General features: G+C 56.3%; 18 protein-coding genes, 1 tRNA gene and 2 pseudogenes. 13 read left to right on the forward strand and 8 right to left on the reverse strand.

All coding sequences use genetic code 11. The features are described 5' to 3' along the window. Nucleotides 1-404: 404 nt before the first annotated feature. A complete protein-coding gene (lldD, locus tag QK296_RS10845) occupies nucleotides 405-1,535 on the reverse strand; it encodes an FMN-dependent L-lactate dehydrogenase LldD (RefSeq protein WP_282390903.1) in 1,131 nt (376 codons plus the stop codon). A 100-nt stretch (nucleotides 1,536-1,635) separates the two neighbouring features. Here lldD and QK296_RS10850 point away from each other — a divergent pair, with 100 nt between their 5' ends. The 3 genes and pseudogenes from QK296_RS10850 to QK296_RS10860 all read left to right on the forward strand — a co-directional run. Next, a complete protein-coding gene (locus QK296_RS10850) occupies nucleotides 1,636-2,559 on the forward strand; it encodes a LysR family transcriptional regulator (RefSeq protein WP_003192724.1) in 924 nt (307 codons plus the stop codon). Between the two features lie 33 nt (nucleotides 2,560-2,592). After that, nucleotides 2,593-2,668, forward strand: a tRNA-Asn gene (locus tag QK296_RS10855). A 120-nt stretch (nucleotides 2,669-2,788) separates the two neighbouring features. Beyond that, nucleotides 2,789-3,033: pseudogene (locus QK296_RS10860) on the forward strand (ArsA-related P-loop ATPase); the annotation flags it as partial. 316 nt (nucleotides 3,034-3,349) lie between these two features. Here the strand turns inward: QK296_RS10860 and QK296_RS10865 are convergent. Further along, nucleotides 3,350-3,745: a DUF1640 domain-containing protein gene (locus tag QK296_RS10865; RefSeq protein WP_094773770.1), complete on the reverse strand. Its 396-nt coding sequence runs from the start codon at nucleotides 3,743-3,745 to the stop codon at nucleotides 3,350-3,352. 643 nt (nucleotides 3,746-4,388) lie between these two features. Here QK296_RS10865 and QK296_RS10870 point away from each other — a divergent pair. Next, nucleotides 4,389-4,487 (forward strand): annotated as a pseudogene (locus QK296_RS10870) (integrase); the annotation flags it as partial. A 7-nt stretch (nucleotides 4,488-4,494) separates the two neighbouring features. On the opposite strand, the gene QK296_RS10875 reads toward QK296_RS10870, so the two are convergent. Further along, complete coding sequence (locus QK296_RS10875; RefSeq protein WP_282390904.1) at nucleotides 4,495-5,340, reverse strand: AraC family transcriptional regulator; 846 nt, start codon at nucleotides 5,338-5,340, stop codon at nucleotides 4,495-4,497. Between the two features lie 83 nt (nucleotides 5,341-5,423). Here QK296_RS10875 and QK296_RS10880 point away from each other — a divergent pair, with 83 nt between their 5' ends. The 4 genes from QK296_RS10880 (at nucleotide 5,424) to QK296_RS10895 (ending at nucleotide 9,800) form a co-directional block, all read left to right on the forward strand. Continuing rightward, a complete protein-coding gene (locus QK296_RS10880) occupies nucleotides 5,424-6,047 on the forward strand; it encodes a glutathione S-transferase family protein (RefSeq protein WP_032896056.1) in 624 nt (207 codons plus the stop codon). Nucleotides 6,048-6,173: 126 nt separating this feature from the next. Continuing rightward, complete coding sequence (locus QK296_RS10885) at nucleotides 6,174-7,517, forward strand: SidA/IucD/PvdA family monooxygenase (RefSeq protein WP_282390905.1); 1,344 nt, start codon at nucleotides 6,174-6,176, stop codon at nucleotides 7,515-7,517. A 50-nt stretch (nucleotides 7,518-7,567) separates the two neighbouring features. Beyond that, entirely contained in the window at nucleotides 7,568-8,905 is a 1,338-nt protein-coding gene (ectB, locus tag QK296_RS10890) for a diaminobutyrate--2-oxoglutarate transaminase (RefSeq protein WP_240164817.1), read from the forward strand. Further along, nucleotides 8,895-9,800: a DMT family transporter gene (locus QK296_RS10895; RefSeq protein ID WP_032896059.1), complete on the forward strand. Its 906-nt coding sequence runs from the start codon at nucleotides 8,895-8,897 to the stop codon at nucleotides 9,798-9,800. Before ectB ends, QK296_RS10895 begins: the two co-directional genes overlap by 11 nt. A gap of 413 nt (nucleotides 9,801-10,213) precedes the next feature. On the opposite strand, the gene QK296_RS10900 is transcribed toward QK296_RS10895, so the two are convergent. Together QK296_RS10900 and QK296_RS10905 are read right to left on the reverse strand one after the other, a co-directional pair. Further along, nucleotides 10,214-10,579 (reverse strand): BrnA antitoxin family protein, encoded by a 366-nt coding sequence (locus tag QK296_RS10900; protein WP_003192717.1) that lies wholly within the window; start codon nucleotides 10,577-10,579, stop codon nucleotides 10,214-10,216. Between the two features lie 285 nt (nucleotides 10,580-10,864). After that, nucleotides 10,865-12,088: a benzoate/H(+) symporter BenE family transporter gene (locus QK296_RS10905; protein WP_003192716.1), complete on the reverse strand. Its 1,224-nt coding sequence runs from the start codon at nucleotides 12,086-12,088 to the stop codon at nucleotides 10,865-10,867. Nucleotides 12,089-12,183: 95 nt separating this feature from the next. Between QK296_RS10905 and QK296_RS10910 the strand changes: the two genes are divergently transcribed. Continuing rightward, nucleotides 12,184-13,683, forward strand: a complete 1,500-nt coding sequence (locus tag QK296_RS10910; RefSeq protein WP_169856027.1) for a PLP-dependent aminotransferase family protein — start codon at nucleotides 12,184-12,186, stop codon at nucleotides 13,681-13,683. Between the two features lie 27 nt (nucleotides 13,684-13,710). On the opposite strand, the gene QK296_RS10915 is transcribed toward QK296_RS10910, so the two are convergent. Then, nucleotides 13,711-14,058 (reverse strand): hypothetical protein, encoded by a 348-nt coding sequence (locus QK296_RS10915; RefSeq protein WP_169856028.1) that lies wholly within the window; start codon nucleotides 14,056-14,058, stop codon nucleotides 13,711-13,713. Then, nucleotides 14,039-14,212, reverse strand: a complete 174-nt coding sequence (locus QK296_RS10920; RefSeq protein WP_164692209.1) for a hypothetical protein — start codon at nucleotides 14,210-14,212, stop codon at nucleotides 14,039-14,041. The genes QK296_RS10915 and QK296_RS10920 overlap by 20 nt, the downstream gene beginning before the upstream one ends. 137 nt (nucleotides 14,213-14,349) lie before the next feature. Between QK296_RS10920 and QK296_RS10925 the strand changes: the two genes are divergently transcribed. The 3 genes from QK296_RS10925 to QK296_RS10935 all read left to right on the forward strand — a co-directional run bounded on the left by QK296_RS10925 (nucleotide 14,350) and on the right by QK296_RS10935 (nucleotide 17,255). Then, nucleotides 14,350-15,024: a response regulator transcription factor gene (locus QK296_RS10925; protein WP_032896067.1), complete on the forward strand. Its 675-nt coding sequence runs from the start codon at nucleotides 14,350-14,352 to the stop codon at nucleotides 15,022-15,024. Further along, nucleotides 15,017-16,327 carry a HAMP domain-containing sensor histidine kinase gene (locus QK296_RS10930; RefSeq protein WP_282390906.1) on the forward strand — a complete coding sequence of 437 codons (1,311 nt, stop codon included), beginning with the start codon at nucleotides 15,017-15,019 and terminating at the stop codon, nucleotides 16,325-16,327. The genes QK296_RS10925 and QK296_RS10930 overlap by 8 nt, the downstream gene beginning before the upstream one ends. 733 nt (nucleotides 16,328-17,060) lie before the next feature. Continuing rightward, complete coding sequence (locus QK296_RS10935) at nucleotides 17,061-17,255, forward strand: hypothetical protein (RefSeq protein WP_169856030.1); 195 nt, start codon at nucleotides 17,061-17,063, stop codon at nucleotides 17,253-17,255. Here QK296_RS10935 and QK296_RS10940 read toward each other — a convergent pair. Further along, the gene (locus tag QK296_RS10940; RefSeq protein WP_082628891.1) at nucleotides 17,250-17,492 is read right to left on the reverse strand and encodes a helix-turn-helix transcriptional regulator; all 243 of its coding nucleotides are present in this window, start codon (nucleotides 17,490-17,492) and stop codon (nucleotides 17,250-17,252) included. The two genes, QK296_RS10935 and QK296_RS10940, sit on opposite strands and share 6 nt — an antisense overlap. Nucleotides 17,493-17,695: 203 nt before the next feature. Between QK296_RS10940 and QK296_RS10945 the strand changes: the two genes are divergently transcribed. After that, entirely contained in the window at nucleotides 17,696-18,952 is a 1,257-nt protein-coding gene (locus tag QK296_RS10945; RefSeq protein ID WP_094773854.1) for an HlyD family efflux transporter periplasmic adaptor subunit, read from the forward strand. Nucleotides 18,953-18,957: the final 5 nt, after the last annotated feature.

An 18,957-nucleotide genomic window follows, 5' to 3' on the forward strand; every position in this document is an offset into this window, starting at 1 on the left:
GGCCTCTAAGCACTGGGCTGTCTTACAGGCGGGATGAGAGTGGCGAGTGCCAAGCGTCTTACTGATCCGTCAGTTCCGTAAAACATTGGAAACAGTTTAAACCGCTTTTCCTTGGGTTATAACCCCGGGGCACTGCCGCACGTCTTGTCATCGCCGAACCTGCTTGAACAGTACTAGAGCGAGATTCATGCCAAGTGTATTTAGTTGGCAAAAATCCTTATAAATCAATTAACTAATTTTTAAGTAAGAAAAGTCCGTTAAAGCATGGCGTCAGTTATTTGGCTGATTGGGGCCAGCGTTGCCGCCAGCCCGGTTGACGTAACTGTTTAGGTGGGGCGAGTTGCTTGTCGCAAATAAACAACGCTTCGGTTATTCGTGAACAAAGTACATCGCACCCATCACCACTAGACCAGGGTGGTACGGTCGATCTGCGCGATGGAGGTGACCCCGGTCAGGGTCATGGCCACGCGCATTTCCTTGGCAAAGATATCCAAAAGGTTCTCCACCCCATGCTGGCCCTCGGCGGCCAGCGCATAGGCGGTGGCACGCCCCAGCAGACATGCCTTGGCACCCAGGGCGAGCATGCGCACCACGTCGAGCCCGGAGCGAATGCCCGAATCCACCAGCACGGTCAGGTCATCGCCCACCGCTTCGGCAATCGGCGGCAACGCCTTGGCCGTGGAGAGCACCCCGTCGAGCTGGCGGCCGCCATGGTTGGAGACCACGATGCCGTCGGCACCGAAACTCACCGCATCCTTGGCATCCTGCGGGTCGAGGATGCCCTTGATGATCATCGGGCCTTTCCAGAACTCGCGGATCCACTCCAGGTCTTTCCAACTGATCGACGGGTCGAAGTTATTGGCCAGCCAGCCAATGTAGTCTTCCAGGTGGGTGGGTTTGCCCAGGTATTTGGAGATATTGCCCAGGTCGTGGGGCCGGCCCATCAAGCCCACATCGAAGGCCCATTGCGGCTTGGTCACCGCCTGCAAGATGCGCCGCTGCGCCGCATAGGGGCCGGACATGCCCGAGTGAGCGTCGCGGTAGCGTGCGCCGGGTGTGGGCATATCTACGGTAAACACCAGCGTGGTCACCCCGGCGGCCTGCGCCCGCTCCAGGGCGTTGCGCATGAAGCCGCGATCCTTGAGCACATACAGCTGGAACCAGATCGACTGCGGGCTCTGAGAAGCCACTTCCTCAATCGAACACACCGACACCGTCGACAGGCAAAAGGGGATCTGTTTGTTGGCCGCCGCTTTGGCCGCTTGCACTTCACCGCGTCGCGCATACATGCCGGTCAGGCCGACCGGGCTGAGGATCACCGGCATCGCCAGTTCGGTGCCGAACAGCTGGGTGGTAAGGCTCAGGTCGTCGACATTGCGCAGGATGCGTTGACGCAGGCTGATCTCGGCCAGGTCCGAACTGTTGGCGCGCAACGTGTGCTCAGCGTAAGCGCCGCCGTCGATGTAATCGAACAGAAAGCGCGGCAACTTGCGCTTGGCCGCAGCGCGGTAGTCGGAAGCGGACGAGATGATCATCGACGGTGTCTCCACAGGGCAAAGTGCTACACCCTAAGCAAAGTTATGCCATGATGAAAACAACTTTTATCACTGCTATCCAGTCGCCAAAGGAATACTGATGAACTTGCGAACCTTGCGTGCGTTTGTCGAAGTGGTGCGCCAAGGCGGGTTCTCCCAGGCGGCCGAAGTGGTTGCCCTCACTCAGTCCACCGTCAGCAAAGCAGTCAAGACCCTGGAGGACGAATTGGGCATGCCTCTGCTCAATCGTCTCGGCCACAAGAACGAACTCACCGCCGCCGGTGAAATTGCCTACCGCCGCGCCTTGGTAATGCTCGCCGAACGCACCGACCTGATGGCCGAAATCAACGACCTGCGCGGCCTCAGGCGCGGGGTGCTGCGCATCGGCCTGCCGCCGGTAGGGTGCGGCGTGCTGTTCGCGGCCATGTTTGCCACTTACCGCAGCCGCTACCCAGGCATCGACATCGAACTGACCGAGTACGGCAGTAAAAGGCTGCGCGAATGCCTGGAAGCGGGAGAAGTCGATCTGGCCGCACTGCTGCTGCCGGTGGACGAAGGCTTCGACTACCAGCCAGTACGCAACGAACCTCTGATCGCAGTGCTGCCCGTCAGCCACCCATTGGCCCGCCGCAAGCGTATCGACTTCACCGACCTGGCGGACTCGCCGTTCATCCTGTTCGAAGCGGGTTTTGCCCTCAACGCGAAGATCCTCAGTGCGTGCGAGCGTAAAGGCGTAACCCCCAAAGTCACTGCTCGTAGCGGGCAGATCGACTTTATCGTCGATCTGGTCACCGCCGGCCTGGGCGTCGCCTTCCTGCCCCGGATGCTGGCGCACAAACACCAACATCCCGGCATCGCCTTGATCCCCCTGGACGAACCCCACACCGATTGGCATATCGCCCTGGCCTGGCGCGCCAGCGCCCACCTGCCACCGGCGGCACGGGCCTGGTTGGATCTTGCCAAGGAGCCGTCGTATTCAAGCGGGCAGGGGGGCGATTTACGGAAAGTGTCAGAGGATGCTTGACTTCTTCTTTTTAATCAGTAACATACGGCGAATTCCGCGATAGCTCAGTTGGTAGAGCAAATGACTGTTAATCATTGGGTCCCTGGTTCGAGTCCAGGTCGTGGAGCCAGATAGAGAAAAGCCTGTAGAGATACAGGCTTTTTTTGCTTGGGATTTGACCCAGCAATCCAGACGCTTAGCGCGCTTAGCATGACGCCATCTCTAATCCTTCGATTCAGAGGTAAGGCCAATGAAAGTCGCTGCAGTCGTTTCAACCAAAGGCGGACCGGGGAAAACTACGGTTGGCGCCAATCTAGGCGCGTTCTGCGCCGACGCGGGTCTTCGGACCTGATCCATTCGAATGATCCGATAAATCAGCTTGGAAGTTTGTTGCTTCATGCTGCTGATGGACGCTTTCGCCTGAAGAATTTGATATCGGCGTTCGCTCAGGATTTCGATTTGATCCTTGTCGACACCGGAGGGAAAAGGCATGTATAGGCAGCTTCGAGGGTGTCGCCTAAGCGGCTGCCCAAGTCGCCGAAGCTCGCAGGTTGCTCTAGATAGACAGCTTCATACCAAGCGCACTCTGTGAAGACGACTGGCAGTTTGAACCGTTGAGTTTGCAGCGAGGTGAGGTTTACGAGTTTCGTGTGTCTCTCCGAAAAAGCTCAAAGCGGAGAGACACGTCGCCCGTACGGGGAGTGTTCCCCGCATGGGCTGAATAGGTATGAATCAGGACACGGACATGGCCGATGTCTTAGAGCTAATAGGCCACAGGTTGGTTAGTGATGGCTGAGGGTGTCGCGATGGATCAAGAAGTGACGACTTTCCCGTAAACCTCGTAAAGGCTCTTCAAAATGGGGAAGCCAAAACAGAGAACCAGGAGCCAAAACTGCCAACGCAGAAGCGTCATGCTTGACTCCAGCTTAGTGACAGCCCCTTCGAACTGGCTGCTTTGACGTTCAATCAAAGCACGCAGCTCGATTCCTTGAGTTTTGATGCCAGCACCTTGTTCTTTAATCAAGGCAGTGAGATCCGTACGTAGCTCAGAAATCGAACCCTCGAGACGGGACTCAGTTCGTTTTAGGTCAGATTTGGATGCTAGTTGTTGCACATCGGCCTCCCAAGCATCTACCACGGCTTTAGCTTTGTTATTTGGCACACTGATGGATGTCAGCGCGTCATATAAGGCAAGCGATAGTTTCATCATGTCTCCTGCGATTGGCAAGTGACGTAGAGACCCCACCTGACGGCAGGCTCCCGTCACAGTGAGGGTTGGTGCATTCGGTCGGCGAGAATGTCGACGACTGTCCGCGCTACCGAATGCTTTGCGAACTGCAGCTGATCAACACGGATAGCGTGGTGACCTTCAAGATCCATGTCACCTCGGCAGGTGCTGTCTACGACAGCGAACCAGTCCAGATCCAGATAATCGACTTAAACGTTATAGCGATCCAGTCAGACGTTTCTTGGAATCTTGTAGGGAATGTGCGGCATCTAGTGAACTGCGCGTTCTGGACCCGTTTGGGGGGGAGCTAATGACAGCCAAATTGATCCGATTTGCCTGTGGCTCCGCCTTAGATTTATGACTGGTGTTCTGTAAGTTTATCGCTGTAATTACTCTTACAAGGCTTTGCGGCATCCCCCTCGTGACAATCGACGTGACAAACACCGAAGTCACCCGAACAGCGATACAGATAATGGCGCTGCAGCCCACGCAATGGAGTGCACCTGACTGACAGTCAGGCATGCCCTGGTCATCGCTTCACTGCCTTCACCCGACTCAGAATCTCGCGGCGCCGGTTTCGTCAGCCAGTGCAGTCTCCACCCGCCCACTTCTGCGCAAGTGAGCCACCGGCATGCGGCTGCGCGAGGTCATTTTGGCCGACTTAACGCGCTTAAAACGTGAGGCCGAGCACTACGGCAAGATAAACATCCAAGATGGCACTTACAGGCTCAGGCACTGCTGTTACGAAAACTGCCCGGTGTAATGCCGACTACTTTTTTGAAGGCCCGGGTCATGTGGCTTTGGTCGAAGAAGCCGCAAGTGAATGACGCTTCCGCGAGACTGGACCCGGTGCGCAGCAGTTTTTGGACCTGGGCGATTCTTTTCTGGATTTGATAGCTGTGGGGGGAGATGCCAACGCTTTTCTTGAACACCCGGATCAGGTAAAGAGGGTCGAGGTTCACCAGTTGTGCCAGTTCTTCCAGCGACAGATGTTTGTCGAACTCGTCTTCGAGCTTCTTCTTGATCTTTTGCACGGCGTGCTGCTCAGCCGCACTGACGGGTTCGATGGGCGCTCCGCTGCGCTCGAAAAGCTCTGCCACCAGATCCAGAAGGATAGTTTCCCGCTCAAGACTGGGTGGGGATTTTTCAATGAGTTGATGTTGATGCAAAAAGATCCGGGCGAAGTCGGGGGCCTGGCTCAGAGCTGTTTGAAAAAGGTGAATATGATCCTCTGAAAAGCGCCCTTGAAACACTACGCGATTGACCCATTCGGGGTCGATATAGAGCATTCGATACATCCAGCCCTCATCGTGGCCTGGCAAGCCGTCGTGGATCTCCCCAGGGGTAATGGTGACCACACTGCCAGCAACACCCATGTAGTAACTGCCGCGATAAAATAGCTTTTCAACACCGCTACTTATAACGCCGATAGCGTATCGGTCATGTGAATGTCGGCCGAAAGATTGGGTGCTATAACGCGCAGATAGCAACTCGCAGTCGCCTTCGGGTATACGCCAGAATTGAACAAAATCCGTATCTTTTTGAGGGGCTTTTTCACTGCGAATCCCGTCCATCCATTGTCCAGTTTTGTGCAATACGTATGAAAAAAAGGTCGCTAAATTTAGCACCTATTTCATAAAAGTAGCTAGGGGATGCGATGTCTACAAAACTGGTAATTGGGGATTTTAATAAGTCGTCATGGTCATTTCGTGCGTGGCTGGTTCTTGTGACAGCCGACGTTTCGTTTGAAACCCTTCAGCTGAAACTGGAACAGAGCGACACCCGCCAGCAAATCCTCGAACACTCGCCTTCTGGCCGAGTCCCGGCACTGTTACTCAATGGCATAGTGATCAACGACAGCCTGGCCATCAGCGAATACGTTGCCGACGCCTATCCTGGCGCCAACCTCTGGCCCCAGGACCCGCAGGTCAAAGCACTCGCGCGCGCCGCAGCGGCGGAGATGCACTCCGGCTTCACGCACCTGCGCACACAGATGTCGTTCGGCCTGAACACCGGTGATACCCCTGAAACGCTTACCGCCCAGACGCGTGAAGAAGTCATGCGCGTGTTCGATATCTGGAACAACCTGCGCGCGCTGAGCGGTTCGAAGCAGTTCCTCTGCGGCGACTTCGGCATTGTCGATGCCATGTTTGTTCCGGTGGTATTTCGTTTCCGTCGTTATGGCATTGCCATACCGGCACAACTGCAGGGATATGTCGACAACATCCTGGCGTATGCACCGGTACAACAATGGTTGAAGCTGGCGGCACAAGAAGTTTAAAGAACAGCACTACCGATATCGATTAAAGATAACGACAAACAACTTTTGTTGACCGCATGCAGGAAAGACCTCAGGGGCTTTTCTGCTTTGCTGAGTCTGACTTTTGTAATAAATGGGGATAAAGCTGTGAGCGTTCATAACGTTAATACCAGTGATTCAGGGCGTGACGGGCAAGTCTACGATGTCATCGGTATAGGTTTTGGGCCCGCGAACATCGCCTTGGCCATTGCCTTGGAAGAATTAGGCTTTGCCGGAACACGCCTGTTCCTGGAGCGCCAGGGCAGTACGAAATGGCAACCGCAGATGATGCTGTCGGGCAGCGATATCCAGAATCATCCGAGCCGCGATCTGGTGACGCCACGCAACCCGCGCAGCCGCTACACCTTCACCAACTTCCTGTTCGAAAATGATCGGCTTTTCGAGCACCTCAATCTTGGTTTGGAGTTTCCGCTGCGCAGCGAATTCGCCGAGTACGTGCGCTGGGTCGCGGGTTTCTTTGCCAAAGACGTGGTTTACAACCAGGCCGTGACATCGATTCAGGCAGACCCTGTCAGCAACCTGTATTGCGTGACTACGCAAACCGGGAGCAAGTTTTTTGCCCGCTCGCTGGTCGTCGCACCCGGGCGGACACCCGTGATCCCGCAGGCATTCACCGACTGCGCCGCCGACCAGGTTTTCCATTTGACCCAGTACCTCGGGCGGTTGGCGCAACTAGCGCAACAGCGCGAGTTGAAGCGGGTCGCGGTAGTAGGCGGCAGCCAGAGTGCGATCGAGATCATGCTGCACCTGCGCCATAGCTACCCACACCTCGAGATCATCAACATCCAGCGCGGCTACGGTTTCCGCCTCAAGGACACCAGCCAGTTCAGCGAGCATGTGTACTTCCCGTCCTTTGTTGACCAGTACTACAACAGTTCCGCCGAAGCGAAGAAGAACATCAACCGCCACTTGCATTACACCAACTACTCCGCCGCCGACGCCGACGTGATCTCGCAGTTGTATGTAGGCATGTATGAAGACAAGTTGCAGGGTAAAAACAGAACCACCATCAAGAGTTTCAGTGACATCCAGGCTTGCACAGCCACCGGCCACAGCTACTCGCTGACGCTACTCGACACCCAGGCCGGGACCACCGAACAACTGCCTGAGTTGGACGCTGTCGTGCTGGCTACCGGATTCCGCAACCTGGGCACCGGCGCCCAAGACGAACGTTTCCCCTCCATTCTGCGCGACCTGGCCGAAAGCCTGGACTGTGATGCCCAGGGCGTGATTCGCATCGGACGTGATTATCGCCTGTCCGCGCGCGCAGGCTGCAACTTGCCGGCGCTTTACCTCAACGGTTTGTGCGAGTCGTCCCACGGCTACGGCGATGCAGGCTCCTTCAGCCTGTTGTCGCTGCGGGCCCGGGAAATTTTCACGTCGTTGAGCGAACAACTGGGGCTGGAAGACGCCGCAGAAAAAATCGCCTGAGTCGCCTTTTGATCGCACGCACCTCGACCCCTTATATGAGTAGGCCGTAAATGGAAATTTCAGGAATGGATGAGTTGGGTATATTTGCCGAGGTCGAGTCCCAGGCGCGAAGTTATTGCCGCAGTTTCCCCGTGGTCTTCGACCAGGCTCAGGGCAGCTATCTGTACGACCTCAAGGGGCAGGCCTACATCGACTTTCTAAGTTGCGCCGGCTCGGTCAACTATGGTCACAACCCTAAACCGGTCAAGGCAGCGGTAATCGACTACTTGCAACGTGACGGGATCCAGGCGGCGCTGGACATGCACAGCCGGGCCAAGCAGGAGTTTCTCTTCAACTTGCGCAAGATCATTCTTGAGCCACGGGCGCTGTCTTACAAAATGCAGTTCACCTCGCCCACGGGCACCAGCGTGGTGGAGTCGGCCATCAAACTGGCGCGCAAGGTCACCGGGCGGCAGCACATCGTCGCGTTCACCAATGGCTTTCACGGGATGTCGAACACCTCGCTGGGGCTGACCGGAAACCGCGATAATCGCCAACCTGGCGTCGATCCCTATGTGTTCCGCATGCCCTACGACGGCTACCTAAAAGGTCTGGATTCCGTCGAGTATTTCGAACGTTTGCTGAACGACAACAGCTCTGGCATGGATCTTCCGGCGGCGGTGATTCTGGAAACCATTCAGGGCGAAGGCGGAATCAACGTAGCGTCTTCCGACTGGCTGGTGCGTTTGCGCAAACTGACGGCTGAGCACGACATCCTGCTGATCATCGATGATATCCAGGCCGGTTGCGGCCGCACCGGGACCTTCTTCAGTTTCGAGCCGTCCGGTATCACCCCGGACATGGTCTGCCTGTCGAAATCCCTCAGTGGTTACGGACTGCCGTTCGCCCTGCTGCTGCATCGTCCAGAGCTGGATCAATGGTCGCCCGGCGAAGACAACGGCACCTTCCGTGGCAACACCCTGGCCTTCGTCGCCGCGACCAAAACCTTGCAGGAATTCTGGAGCGACGACCGTCTGGTCAAGCACATCCAGGCCAATGAAACGCTCCTGAAGTCCTGGTTCGCCAAGGTCACCGAGCGCTTCGCTGTGCATATCAAGCAGGTGCGTGGTCGCGGGCTGTTTTATGGCATCGAGTTCCACGATGCGTCCTTGACCGCCGCGGTCACGCGCGCGTGCTTTACGCGCCGATTGATCATCGAGCGCTGCGGCCCGCAAGATCAGGTGCTCAAATTGATGCCGGCCCTGACCATCGACGCAGAAACCCTGCAGAACGGACTGGCGAGCATTTTTGAGGCCATGCAGCAGGTACTGGAATACCCCTCGTCCAGCGAATCGGACACGGATACAGATACGTTGCGCTTTACCAATGAGGTCTCCCATGTCGACTAATAACAACCGGGCAATCATCGAGCTGACCATCGGCGGGCTGATGCTCAGCCTGTCAGCACTGGCGGTGGCTTTCGCCCATATCGGCGCCGGTGGTGCCGGATTCTATCGGATGCTGATCGCCTCGATCCTGTTCTTCCTGCTCCTCAAGGTGCGCAAGACGCCGGTGCGACTCAAAAGCGCCAAGGCCCAGCTCTACACTGCACTGGCCGGAGTATTTCTGGCGATCGACTTGGTGCTGTGGCATCAGAGCATCTACATCGTTGGTCCGGGCATCGGATCGATCCTGACCAACTGCCAGGTGTTCTTCATGACCTTGCTGGGGCTGTACCTGTTGAAGGAAAAGCCCTCGATCTACTTCCTGATTTCCATCTCGCTGGCCTTCGTCGGGCTGTACCTGTTGCTGTTGCCGGAAATGACCAGCGGAGTCGGGATCAAAGGCGTGGTGTATGGGGTGCTGTCGGGGCTGGCGTATGCCATTTGCGTGTACTTCCTGAAGCTCAATACTCAGCTGCCTGATGGTGGCGGTGACAAGATTGCGCAGATGCTCAACTTGAGTCTGTGGGCAGCCCTGGTATTGCTGGTATACGCGCTGGCGACCGGGGAAAGCCTGGCCATTGTGGACGGACAAACCTTGGTGATGCTGGTGATTTACGGGGTACTGGTGCAATTCGTCGGTTGGTTACTGGTCAATCGTTCGATCGGCGCCCTCAGCCTGGGGCTGGCCGGACTGATCCTGCTGCTCGAACCGGTGATCACTTACTTCATCGACGTCGCTTTTCTCGGCAAGGCAAGCTCCTCGCTCCAGATCGCCGGCGCGCTACTGACTATCTTCGCGGTGTACATCGGCTCAATCAAGCCGCCGGAAAAGGCTCAGAACTTACCTGAGGCTATCTGACGGATGAGGGGGGGCACGGCATCTGTGAACCTGGTTGCGTGCCCCCAATCGATAAGCTACGTGCAGGCCCACAAGGTTTGCGGGTAGTCGTTTATATCCGTTGCGGCCAACTTCTCGCACCGGGCAGATCGTGCCAGCTCACAAATAAGGACGAGAAAAAGCTGCTGAATCTCCGGCTGCGGTGTTCATAGTGACCCAGGAGTTTCCATGAAGTCTCGGATTAATTAGGATAGCCTTAGGGATATAATTTTTTTATATTTTGTAAAATATCTTTGTAAATCAGTTGCTTAATTTTCTATTCGAGTCTAGGTCGTGAGCCAGATAGAGAAAAGCCTGCAGAGATACAGGCTTTTTTTGCTTTGGATTTGACCTGCATGGCGCGATTCGCAAGAAGCCAACTCTAGCGCTTCGATTTAGACAGGTTTGCTTTTTGATTTGGCAGGCCGCGGATTAACAAGCATTCGAGTCAATTCTCCAGCGAGCGCTATCAACTGCTGTTCCAACGCTTCGATCTCTGAGACGCTGATGCCGTTGTTGAGGACTTGCAAGGTTTTGGCTTGTTTCTTCGATGCTGGCGCTAGGTTATGGGTGTCCTGGGATACCAATGCCTGCCGCAGTAGATTGTTGATTACGGTCTGATAGCCGGTGCCTGCACTCTGCGCACGTTCACGGGCGGCTTCGATCACAGCATCGTCCAGCATGATCGTGATACGGGTTTTGCCTTTGTTGCTTGCGATGGCGCCGCGCTTAGCGTTACTGAAGTCGTATTCGTCTTTCATGGCTCAAACCTCCAGGTACTGGCACCGTTCATTTTTGGATGCATGAAAAGCGATGAAATGGACGATCGGCTGTGACGATCTATATCGTGGACACGCCATTTTCCCTCCGATCAGTTGGAGCTTGATCTTGCAGAGATTGCCTGCGGATTTCCGTGCGCAACGGGCGTCTGTTTACGTAGCCATGTTCTGTATGCTTTGTCGGAAGGCATGCATAGACATGACCGAATGCCATATCGAAGCGTTTGAGTGGTAGGCGGGCTGCGTTTGAGCCCAGGTCGCGGAGCCTCAGTTAGCAGCGTTCTCACGAGCATCAAGCCCCCGACGCGGCAACTGCCCATTAAGCACGACGTACGCCGCCAACCCAATCAGCAGCCCCCAAAACGCCCCGCCAATCCCGAACAACGTGATGTTGGCGGCCGCTGCCAGAAAGGTAATCAGCGAAGCCTCACGGGAGCTGGCATCGGCCATGGCGCCGGCCAGGCTGCCGCCGATAGTGCCGAGCAGGGCGAGCCCGGCCAGGGTGGTGATGAAGGTGGCCGGAAAGGCCATGAACAGCGCGGCGAGGGTCACGCCGAAGACTCCGACCAGGATGTAAAAAACACCTGCCGCAATGCCGGCGATCCAGCGCTTGGAGGGCTCTTCGTGGGCTTGCTTGCCGGTGCAGATGGCAGCAGTGATCGCCGCGATATTGAACGCGTGGGAACCAAAGGGCGCCATGAGCAAGGAGCCCAGCCCGGTGATGGTCACGATAGGGTTGGCACTGATGTTGAACCCATCGTTGCGCAGCACCAGCATGCCGGGCATGTACTGGCCGGTCAGGGTGATCAGAAACAGCGGCAGCGCGACGCTGAGCAAGGCGTTGAGCGAAAACTCAGGCCGGGTGAATATGGGCGCTGCCAGTTGCAGTTCCAGGCCCGACAAGTCGACCCGTCCCTGAGCCATCAAGAAGGCCAGTCCCAACGCCAGAATACCCACAACCGCGTAGCGTGCGGTCAGGCGTTTGAGCACGAGGTAGGCAACAATCAGCAAGCCGACCAGCATCGGGTCAAGGCTCATGCCGCCGAAAGCACCGATGCCGAACTGTAACAGAATACCGGCGAGCAACCCGGCGGCCACGCCTGGCGGGATCAGCCGGATGACTTTTTCGAAATAGCCGGATAAGCCCAGCAGCACGAAGGCCGCGGCCGAGATCATGTACGCGCCCACCGCCTCGGCATAGGGCGTGGTGGACAGGGCCACAACCAGAAAGGCAGCAGCCGGTGTGGACCAGGCGGTGATGATAGGTGTGCGGGAAACCCAGCTGAGAAACAGCCCGGTGACCCCCACGCCGATGGACACCGACCACACCCAGGACGCCGTCAACTCAGGGCTCAGCCCAGCGACCTTGGCGGCCTGGAACACCAGAATGAAGGTGCCGCCATAATTGACGATGACCGAGATCAGGCCGGCGACAATCGGCGGGATGAGGTCGCTGAGGCGAACCGATGCGTTAGGTGTTGACGAAGGCATGGCGTTACGTTGCTCCTTGCAAATGGCGAAGCGCAGAGTCTACGGATAAACTGGCCTGCTTCTTCCTGCCAATTTATTCATATAGAGCAGACCGCATGGCGCAAACCTTCGAGCTCGAAACACTGAAAATCCGGCTCAACGATGCCGAGTTTCAGCGGCTGGATCTGCACCTGCGAATCCAGCGCGCCTTGCGGGCATTGATTCTTGAGGGGGCCCTTGATGCGGGCCTCAAGCTGCCGGCAACCCGAGTTCTGGCCAAAACGCTAGGCGTTGCCCGCGACACGGTCGAGAACGCCTATGTGCATTTGCACCGGGACGGCTTCATTGTGCGGCGCGAGGGCTCGGGCAGCTATGTATCGGAGGCAGTGGGCACCGAGTTACGCGGGGCTGCGCGCCAGCGCATCAACATGCAAGACACCCAGCGCAGTGATGCAGTGCCAGGGGCGGGCTTGAGCCGGCGCGGCCGGATGATGTTCGATACGGGTGGCGTGATTGATCAACAGGCGGTGAATGCCTTCGCCACCGGGCTGCCGGAAACCCGTACCTTTCCTGTCGATATATGGGAGCGCCTGCAACGCCAGGCCATGAAGGACTACCGGGGTAACGTCCTGTTGCATGGCGACCCGCAAGGCGCCGAGCCTTTGCGCAAGGCGATCGCCACCTACTTGAACCTCGAGCGCGGCGCCAAATGCTCACCCAGCCAGGTTCTGGTACTGAGCAGCACTCGCCAGGCCCTGTACCTGTGTGCCCAATTATTAGTGGATGCCGGCAAGCCCATCCTCCTGGAAAACCCAGGTTACTACGGTGCCAAGAAGGCTTTTGAAGCGGCCGAGACCCAGGTGGTGCCTATTGAAGTTGATGCACTGGGGATCCGCACCGACCTGCTGCGGGCAGACCGCAGCGGCGCCAATTGCGTCTATGTGACGCCTTCGCACCAATACCCCACCGGCGCCACGTTAGCGCTGGAGCGCCGGTTGGAGCTGATCAACTGGGCGGCCGAGCAGGGCAAGTGGATCCTCGAGGACGACTATGACAGCGAGTTCCACTACGACGGGCCGCCGATTGCCTGCGTCCAGGGCCTGGACCCGTACCAGCGCACGATCTACCTCGGCACCTTCAGCAAAACCCTCTATCCCGGACTGCGGATGGGCTACATGGTGCTGCCTGCCGAACTGGTCAGCGCATTCACCTATGCGCGAAGCATCATGGACGGTCACACGCCACAGATCCTCCAACTGACCCTGGCGCGCTTCATGGAGGACGGCCACTACCACGCCCATGTCCGGGCCATGCGCAAACTGTACGCTGCGCGCCGGGCCGTCATGCTCACCGCCATCGGCAAACACCTGAAGGGGATTGCCACAGCCTTGTGCCCCCATGGCGGGCTGCAGATGCCCTGCCTTTTGGCCGATGGCTGGTCGGAGGAAAACACCATCCGCCAAGCTGCCAGCGCAGGCGTGCAGTTGCCCGGACTCAGTCGGTTGTACGCCGGCGAGGAGAAGAAACAAGGTTGGCTGTTGGGGTATTCATCCTTGACTGCCCATGAAATCGAAACAGCCATGGAGCGGCTGGCTGCTGCGCTGCGCAAGCAATAGGCCCGTGCCGTTCAGTGCGCGAGGTATCTAGTGCCTGCTCGGGGTTTGAACCGCAGGCAGGATGGAGTCGAACCATTGCGCCAGGTTCGAGCCTGATAGCCGCTGCACCTGATCGACATCCAGCGATTCATCCTCGCCGGCGGTGTAGCACTGATCACCACTGCGCCTGTCATCGGGATAGACCATAAAACCACCACGGCCGTCAGGGCAGTCGGGCAGATACACCGAGGACAGGTCGCGTTGCTCATCGAGGTGCGCATTCAAGCGCGCGATATAGATACCCATCGAAACCGCCACACCAATAACCAGCACCACGCAGGCGACCAACTGGCCGGTATAGCTGGCGCCAATCTCATCACGACGCACGGGCGACATCACACGACCCTGTCTGCTCAACGTTCTGGCCAACCAGAAACCAGCCATTGCCTCCCATGCGTACCAACTGCGTTTGCTGTGGAAGGATGCCCACCATCAGCGCGAGGAAAATCACGGCTAACAGCACCCCTTTGATCATCGAATACAGGTTCATGACGGTGACGAGCTCTGGATAAGAAGAGCCTTAGCCTAAGCAGCACCAGGTTAACGCCAGGTAAACATCGGGGGATAAAGCCCGACTTCCGCTATTCTTCACACCGCTGCGCACTGCCTGCCCGAGGGGTTTTTTCCGTGCATATTCATCTGCTGCTGGTCGAGGACAATCTGGACCTGGCTACCACCGTCATCGAGTACCTGGAGATCAGCGGCATCGTCTGCGATCACGCCAGCCATGGCCAGGCCGGGCTCAACCTGGCGCTCAACCAGCATTACGACGTCATTCTGCTGGACATCATGCTGCCGCGACTGGACGGCCAGCAGGTGTGCGCAGGGTTGCGCCAGCAAGGCATCCAGACCCCCATCCTGATGCTGACCTCGCTGGATGCGTTGCCCGACAAGCTCGCCAGTTTTGCCGCGGGCGCCGACGACTATCTGGTCAAGCCGTTCGAGCTTGCCGAGTTGGTGGCGCGGATTCGCGCCTTGAGCCTGCGGCGCAGCGGCCAGACCAGCCGCCTGCAAGTGGACGACCTGGTCATGGAACTGACCACCCGCAAAGTCAGCCGGGCAGGGCAGGAGTTGCATCTGTCACCCATCTGCTGGGCCTTGCTCGAGCACTTGATGCGCGCCAGTCCCGAGCCTGTTCCCAGGGAGCGGTTGGAAAGCAAAATCTGGGGCGATGAGCCACCCGACAGCAATACCCTCAAAGTGCACATGCATCGGCTGCGCAAGGCGGTAGACAAACCGTTTGGCCGGCCATTGATCCATACCCTGGCGGGTGTCGGCATTCAGGTAAAACCCCATGCGTAACGGCCTGAGCTTGAAGTGGGTGATCAGTGGCAGTTTCCTGTGCCTGATTGCGGTGGTGTTGGTGATCTACAGCAAGCTGCTGCCTGAATTCACTGTGCGCGGCCTGTTCTACACCGCCAGCGCGATGATGGAGGAGGAAGCTCAGTATTTTCTCCGGCACTACAAACAGGACCCGACCACGCCGACGCCGCACAATTACTTCTATACCAGCGTCATCGGCAAGGAGGCGTTGCCGCAGGACGTGCGCGAGTTGCTCACTACATCGCCGAGCCTGTCCTTTGGCGCGGTGAATATCTTCGGCGATCTCTATTCCGATGACGACGATGAGCCGTTCCAGATCATCCTCGAACAGCCCCTGGGTGACGGCAAAACCCTCTACATGTACGACATCGACCACGATAAGGAAGCAGGTGGAGAGGTGGAGACGCCGTTGTCTGATGCCTATTTCGATCAGGTCATAGAGAGTGTCAAGTTCATCAGCCTGGCGGTATTCGTGCCGGCGCTGATTATCATCGCCTTGCTGGTCTGGTGGCTGGTTCGGCCGCTGGGGCGCCTGGTGCAATGGTCCGGCACACTCAAAGACCCTGAGGCACTGACCGGCGCTCGACCGGGTTTCAGCTTCAAGGAGTTCAATATGCTGGCCGATGCCCTGGCCAAAAGTGTTGAGCAGGTGCAGGCCGCCAGCGAACGAGAAGGCCGCTTGTTGCGTTACACCAGCCATGAACTGCGCACGCCCCTGGCGGTGCTCAAGGCCACAATCGAATTGTTGGCCCTGCAATCGGGCGGTGCGCTGCCACCCTCATTGCAGCGCATAGAACGTTCGGTGATGAACATGCAACTGATCGCCGAAACATTGCTGTGGATGAGCCGCGAGCGTCCCGAGCCGCTGCCGGAAGAAGACGTTGACCTGAGCGAGCTGGTGGGCGACCTGATTGAAAAACACCGCTACCTGATCGGTAACCGGGATATTGAGCTGAGCATCGACATCCACGACGGCCCTTGCCGATTGCCTCCTACCGCCTGCCGCATTGTGATCGGCAACTTCCTGCGCAATGCGCTGCAATACGCCGAAGAAGGCACCGTGGAGATCAGCTTCAAATACCCGCGGCTGATGATCGCCAATCACATCAGGGAGGCAGGGACGCAGCAGGAGTCGGATGATTTTGGCTATGGGCTTGGGCTGCAGTTGATGCGCGAGCTATGCGCAAAGCTGGGCTGGCAGATTGAGGTGATTCGTGAGCAGCAGAGGTTTACGGTCATTCTTGATTTTACGAGCGGGCGGGGCGGCGAGTCAGCAAGTTGAAGGATTTGTAGCCATCGCTCTGTATGGGCCGCGTGTGCCGGCATGGAAAGGACATGAGCAAATGGAACGCAACATTGAAAGTGCGCTGCGCGTGTCTTCCGTCGGTGGCCTAGCGAGTGGCGAACTGCTGATATCCAAGGCTCAACCAACAGATTTAATACGCCTGGGAAATTTCCTACATAATTTTTCTTCTTGCGCTTTTAGCGTTACAGCGTTCGCCTAGCCAGTATTTTATCGCAGCCCTACCGGGGGACTTGCTGCTGGCTCGGGCGAATACTCTTAATCTCAATGGTTCGGTGTAGCGGCTTCAGCACAGCGCGATGAACCATAAGGCCAGACAAGGAGCGGTCAGTGTCCAAGCTATTTCATGCACGCATAGTTCACCCCCTACAGATGCAGGGCTGGCTTTAGACGATGCTTTAAATTAAGTTTAAGCATACGGGAGCTCATAGCTACGCTACGGGTGTGCTTAGTTGTTGTTTTTTTTTTTTTTTTTTTTTGCCAAAATTTATTTGGAGGAAAACTATTCAAAAGCCTACAGTGCGGTTATTTAAAATGTGATCTTAATTTAATTTGGCAGGGATAGCGTTTTTTTTTTGCACGCAGACGTTGTGCTATTCGTTTGCGTTAAAGCTAGCGGACTGGCTATCAATTGCAAAAGAGACTGTCGTCAGGGTGTGTAACCAGCTGGAATCGCTCGGCGTCAGCCAGCGCTTGTGCTGTGGAGGCTGTCATGGCTATTTATTTCCTAGAAATAAATTCAGTTCTGGAGCCTGTAGCATTGAGGCATGAAGTTTTTGAGCTTTCTCGGGCTATCAGTCTAGGTTTTATTAATACTTTAAATTTCGATATTAATTTACGCTCGGTGGGGTCGAAAACGGCTCAAGTTATTGTGTCTATTCTTAAAGGCGTGATACTCGGACTATAGTGGGCGCTTCATGGTGCTGCTCAAAACCGCTAGCTCTACACGGCTGGTCGTGTTGGTCTTTTTTAATATTGATGAAATGTGATCCCTGACGGTATGGTCGCTAATTCCCAATTGTCGACCGATTTCTTTGTTGGTCAGGCCGTAAATCAAAAGGCCTAACACATCAGCTTCACGGTTGGTAAATTTCAATGCTGGTTTTCCTTTGTTGTTTTTCGGGAAAGCAGGGTTGGTATTCATGTTTTTTATGAATAACTGATCCGAATCATATTTGTCTATATGCCTTACGAACGAGGGAGGAGAAAATTTATTCGCTGAAATATTTCGTATCAGAACGATTTTTAATTTTATCGGTTCGGTTTTTTTATGCTGAAAGAAAGCTTGTTGTGCGAACCGAATTCGAGAGTGATTGATAAGGACAAGTTGTGACGTCGAAAACCCCACTGTTCCGGCTTGAGGCGTTGACCTCCAGGCATGTGAATTGGCTAGGTGAAATTGTGCTCGTCAGGCCGGTCTCCTTTGCCTTTTTGACGCTGGTTGCGGGGTTGCTCGCGACCATGGTGGTGACTTTTTTTCTTTGTGGCAGTTACACAAAGCGCATCACTGTACCGGGTCAGTTGGTGCCCTTCGCGGGGCAACTGAAAATACACGCTCCCCAGTACGGTTTGGTCCTCGAGCGCTTTATCGAGGAAGGCCAGCCGGTTAAACAGGGAGCGCCATTGTTCCGAGTTTCCAGTGAACGATATGCAGGGGATTCGCGGCCGGTACAAGCAGACGTAAGCGATCAGCTTGCAATGCGGCAACGTTCTCTCAGTGATGAACTCATGAAAAAAAAGCAACTTCAAGCGCAGGAGCGGCAAAGCCTGCAAAGCAAGCTGGACAGTCTGCGACGACAACTGCGAACGCTCGCACAACAGACAGCCAGTCAGGAGAAGCTTGTAAAGCTGGCGACCAATGCGGCTGATCGTTATCAAGGATTGATGGATAAGGGTTACATCTCAATGGATCAACTTCAACAGCGCCAGTCCGAACTACTTGGCCAGCATCAGACGCTTCAGGGACTGGCACGCGAAACGACAGTGTTGAATCTGCAATTGGTGCAGGTGCAGCATGAGCTTGCAGGTCTTTCGTCACTGCATGAAAACCAACTTGCCGGCATTCAGCGCTCGCTGTCGGGTATCCAGCAAGAACTCATTGAAAGCGAAGCCAAGCGTGCCTTGGTCATAACGGCTCCCCAAGATGGGGTGGCCACTGCGATTCTTGTTGAGCCGGGCCAGACGGTTGATAGCTCGCGGGTCTTGATGAGCATTGTGCCCGCCAATTCCCATCTACAAGTAGAGTTGTACGCACCTAGCAAAGCCATTGGTTTTGTGCGTGCGGGCGACCCCGTGAGAGTGCGGTATCAGGCATACCCCTACCAAAAGTTCGGCCAACACAGTGGCAGCGTTACCTCTATCTCAAAAGCATCGCTGTCGGCCGCTGATCTGGCAACGATGACCGGTAGCGTTCCAGGGCTTGGCCTTGAAGGTGAGCAGATTTATCGCATTCGCGTTGATATCGAAGCGCAATCCGTACTGGCTTACGGCAAGCCGCGCGCGCTGCAAACCGGCATGTTGGTTGAGGCAGATATTCTGCAGGAGACCCGCCGCCTCTATGAGTGGGTGCTTGAGCCGCTCTACAGCCTGACTGGAAAACTTTAGGAGAG

The sequence above is a fragment of the Pseudomonas sp. AL10 genome, from assembly GCF_029960685.1.
GTDB classification, from domain to species: Bacteria; Pseudomonadota; Gammaproteobacteria; order Pseudomonadales; family Pseudomonadaceae; genus Aquipseudomonas; species Aquipseudomonas lactis.

Excerpts from the sequence above, each read along its gene's own strand:
- lldD (WP_282390903.1), bottom strand. The coding sequence starts at position 1,535 with ATGATCATCTCGTCCGCTTCCGACTACCGCGCTGCGGCCAAGCGCAAG.
- QK296_RS10850 (WP_003192724.1), top strand. The coding sequence starts at position 1,636 with ATGAACTTGCGAACCTTGCGTGCGTTTGTCGAAGTGGTGCGCCAAGGC.
- QK296_RS10865 (WP_094773770.1), bottom strand. The coding sequence starts at position 3,745 with ATGAAACTATCGCTTGCCTTATATGACGCGCTGACATCCATCAGTGTG.
- QK296_RS10875 (WP_282390904.1), bottom strand. The coding sequence starts at position 5,340 with ATGGACGGGATTCGCAGTGAAAAAGCCCCTCAAAAAGATACGGATTTT.
- QK296_RS10880 (WP_032896056.1), top strand. The coding sequence starts at position 5,424 with ATGTCTACAAAACTGGTAATTGGGGATTTTAATAAGTCGTCATGGTCA.
- ectB (WP_240164817.1), top strand. The coding sequence starts at position 7,568 with ATGGAAATTTCAGGAATGGATGAGTTGGGTATATTTGCCGAGGTCGAG.
- QK296_RS10895 (WP_032896059.1), top strand. The coding sequence starts at position 8,895 with ATGTCGACTAATAACAACCGGGCAATCATCGAGCTGACCATCGGCGGG.
- QK296_RS10900 (WP_003192717.1), bottom strand. The coding sequence starts at position 10,579 with ATGAAAGACGAATACGACTTCAGTAACGCTAAGCGCGGCGCCATCGCA.
- QK296_RS10905 (WP_003192716.1), bottom strand. The coding sequence starts at position 12,088 with ATGCCTTCGTCAACACCTAACGCATCGGTTCGCCTCAGCGACCTCATC.
- QK296_RS10910 (WP_169856027.1), top strand. The coding sequence starts at position 12,184 with ATGGCGCAAACCTTCGAGCTCGAAACACTGAAAATCCGGCTCAACGAT.
- QK296_RS10915 (WP_169856028.1), bottom strand. The coding sequence starts at position 14,058 with ATGTCGCCCGTGCGTCGTGATGAGATTGGCGCCAGCTATACCGGCCAG.
- QK296_RS10920 (WP_164692209.1), bottom strand. The coding sequence starts at position 14,212 with ATGAACCTGTATTCGATGATCAAAGGGGTGCTGTTAGCCGTGATTTTC.
- QK296_RS10930 (WP_282390906.1), top strand. The coding sequence starts at position 15,017 with ATGCGTAACGGCCTGAGCTTGAAGTGGGTGATCAGTGGCAGTTTCCTG.
- QK296_RS10935 (WP_169856030.1), top strand. The coding sequence starts at position 17,061 with ATGGCTATTTATTTCCTAGAAATAAATTCAGTTCTGGAGCCTGTAGCA.
- QK296_RS10940 (WP_082628891.1), bottom strand. The coding sequence starts at position 17,492 with ATGAATACCAACCCTGCTTTCCCGAAAAACAACAAAGGAAAACCAGCA.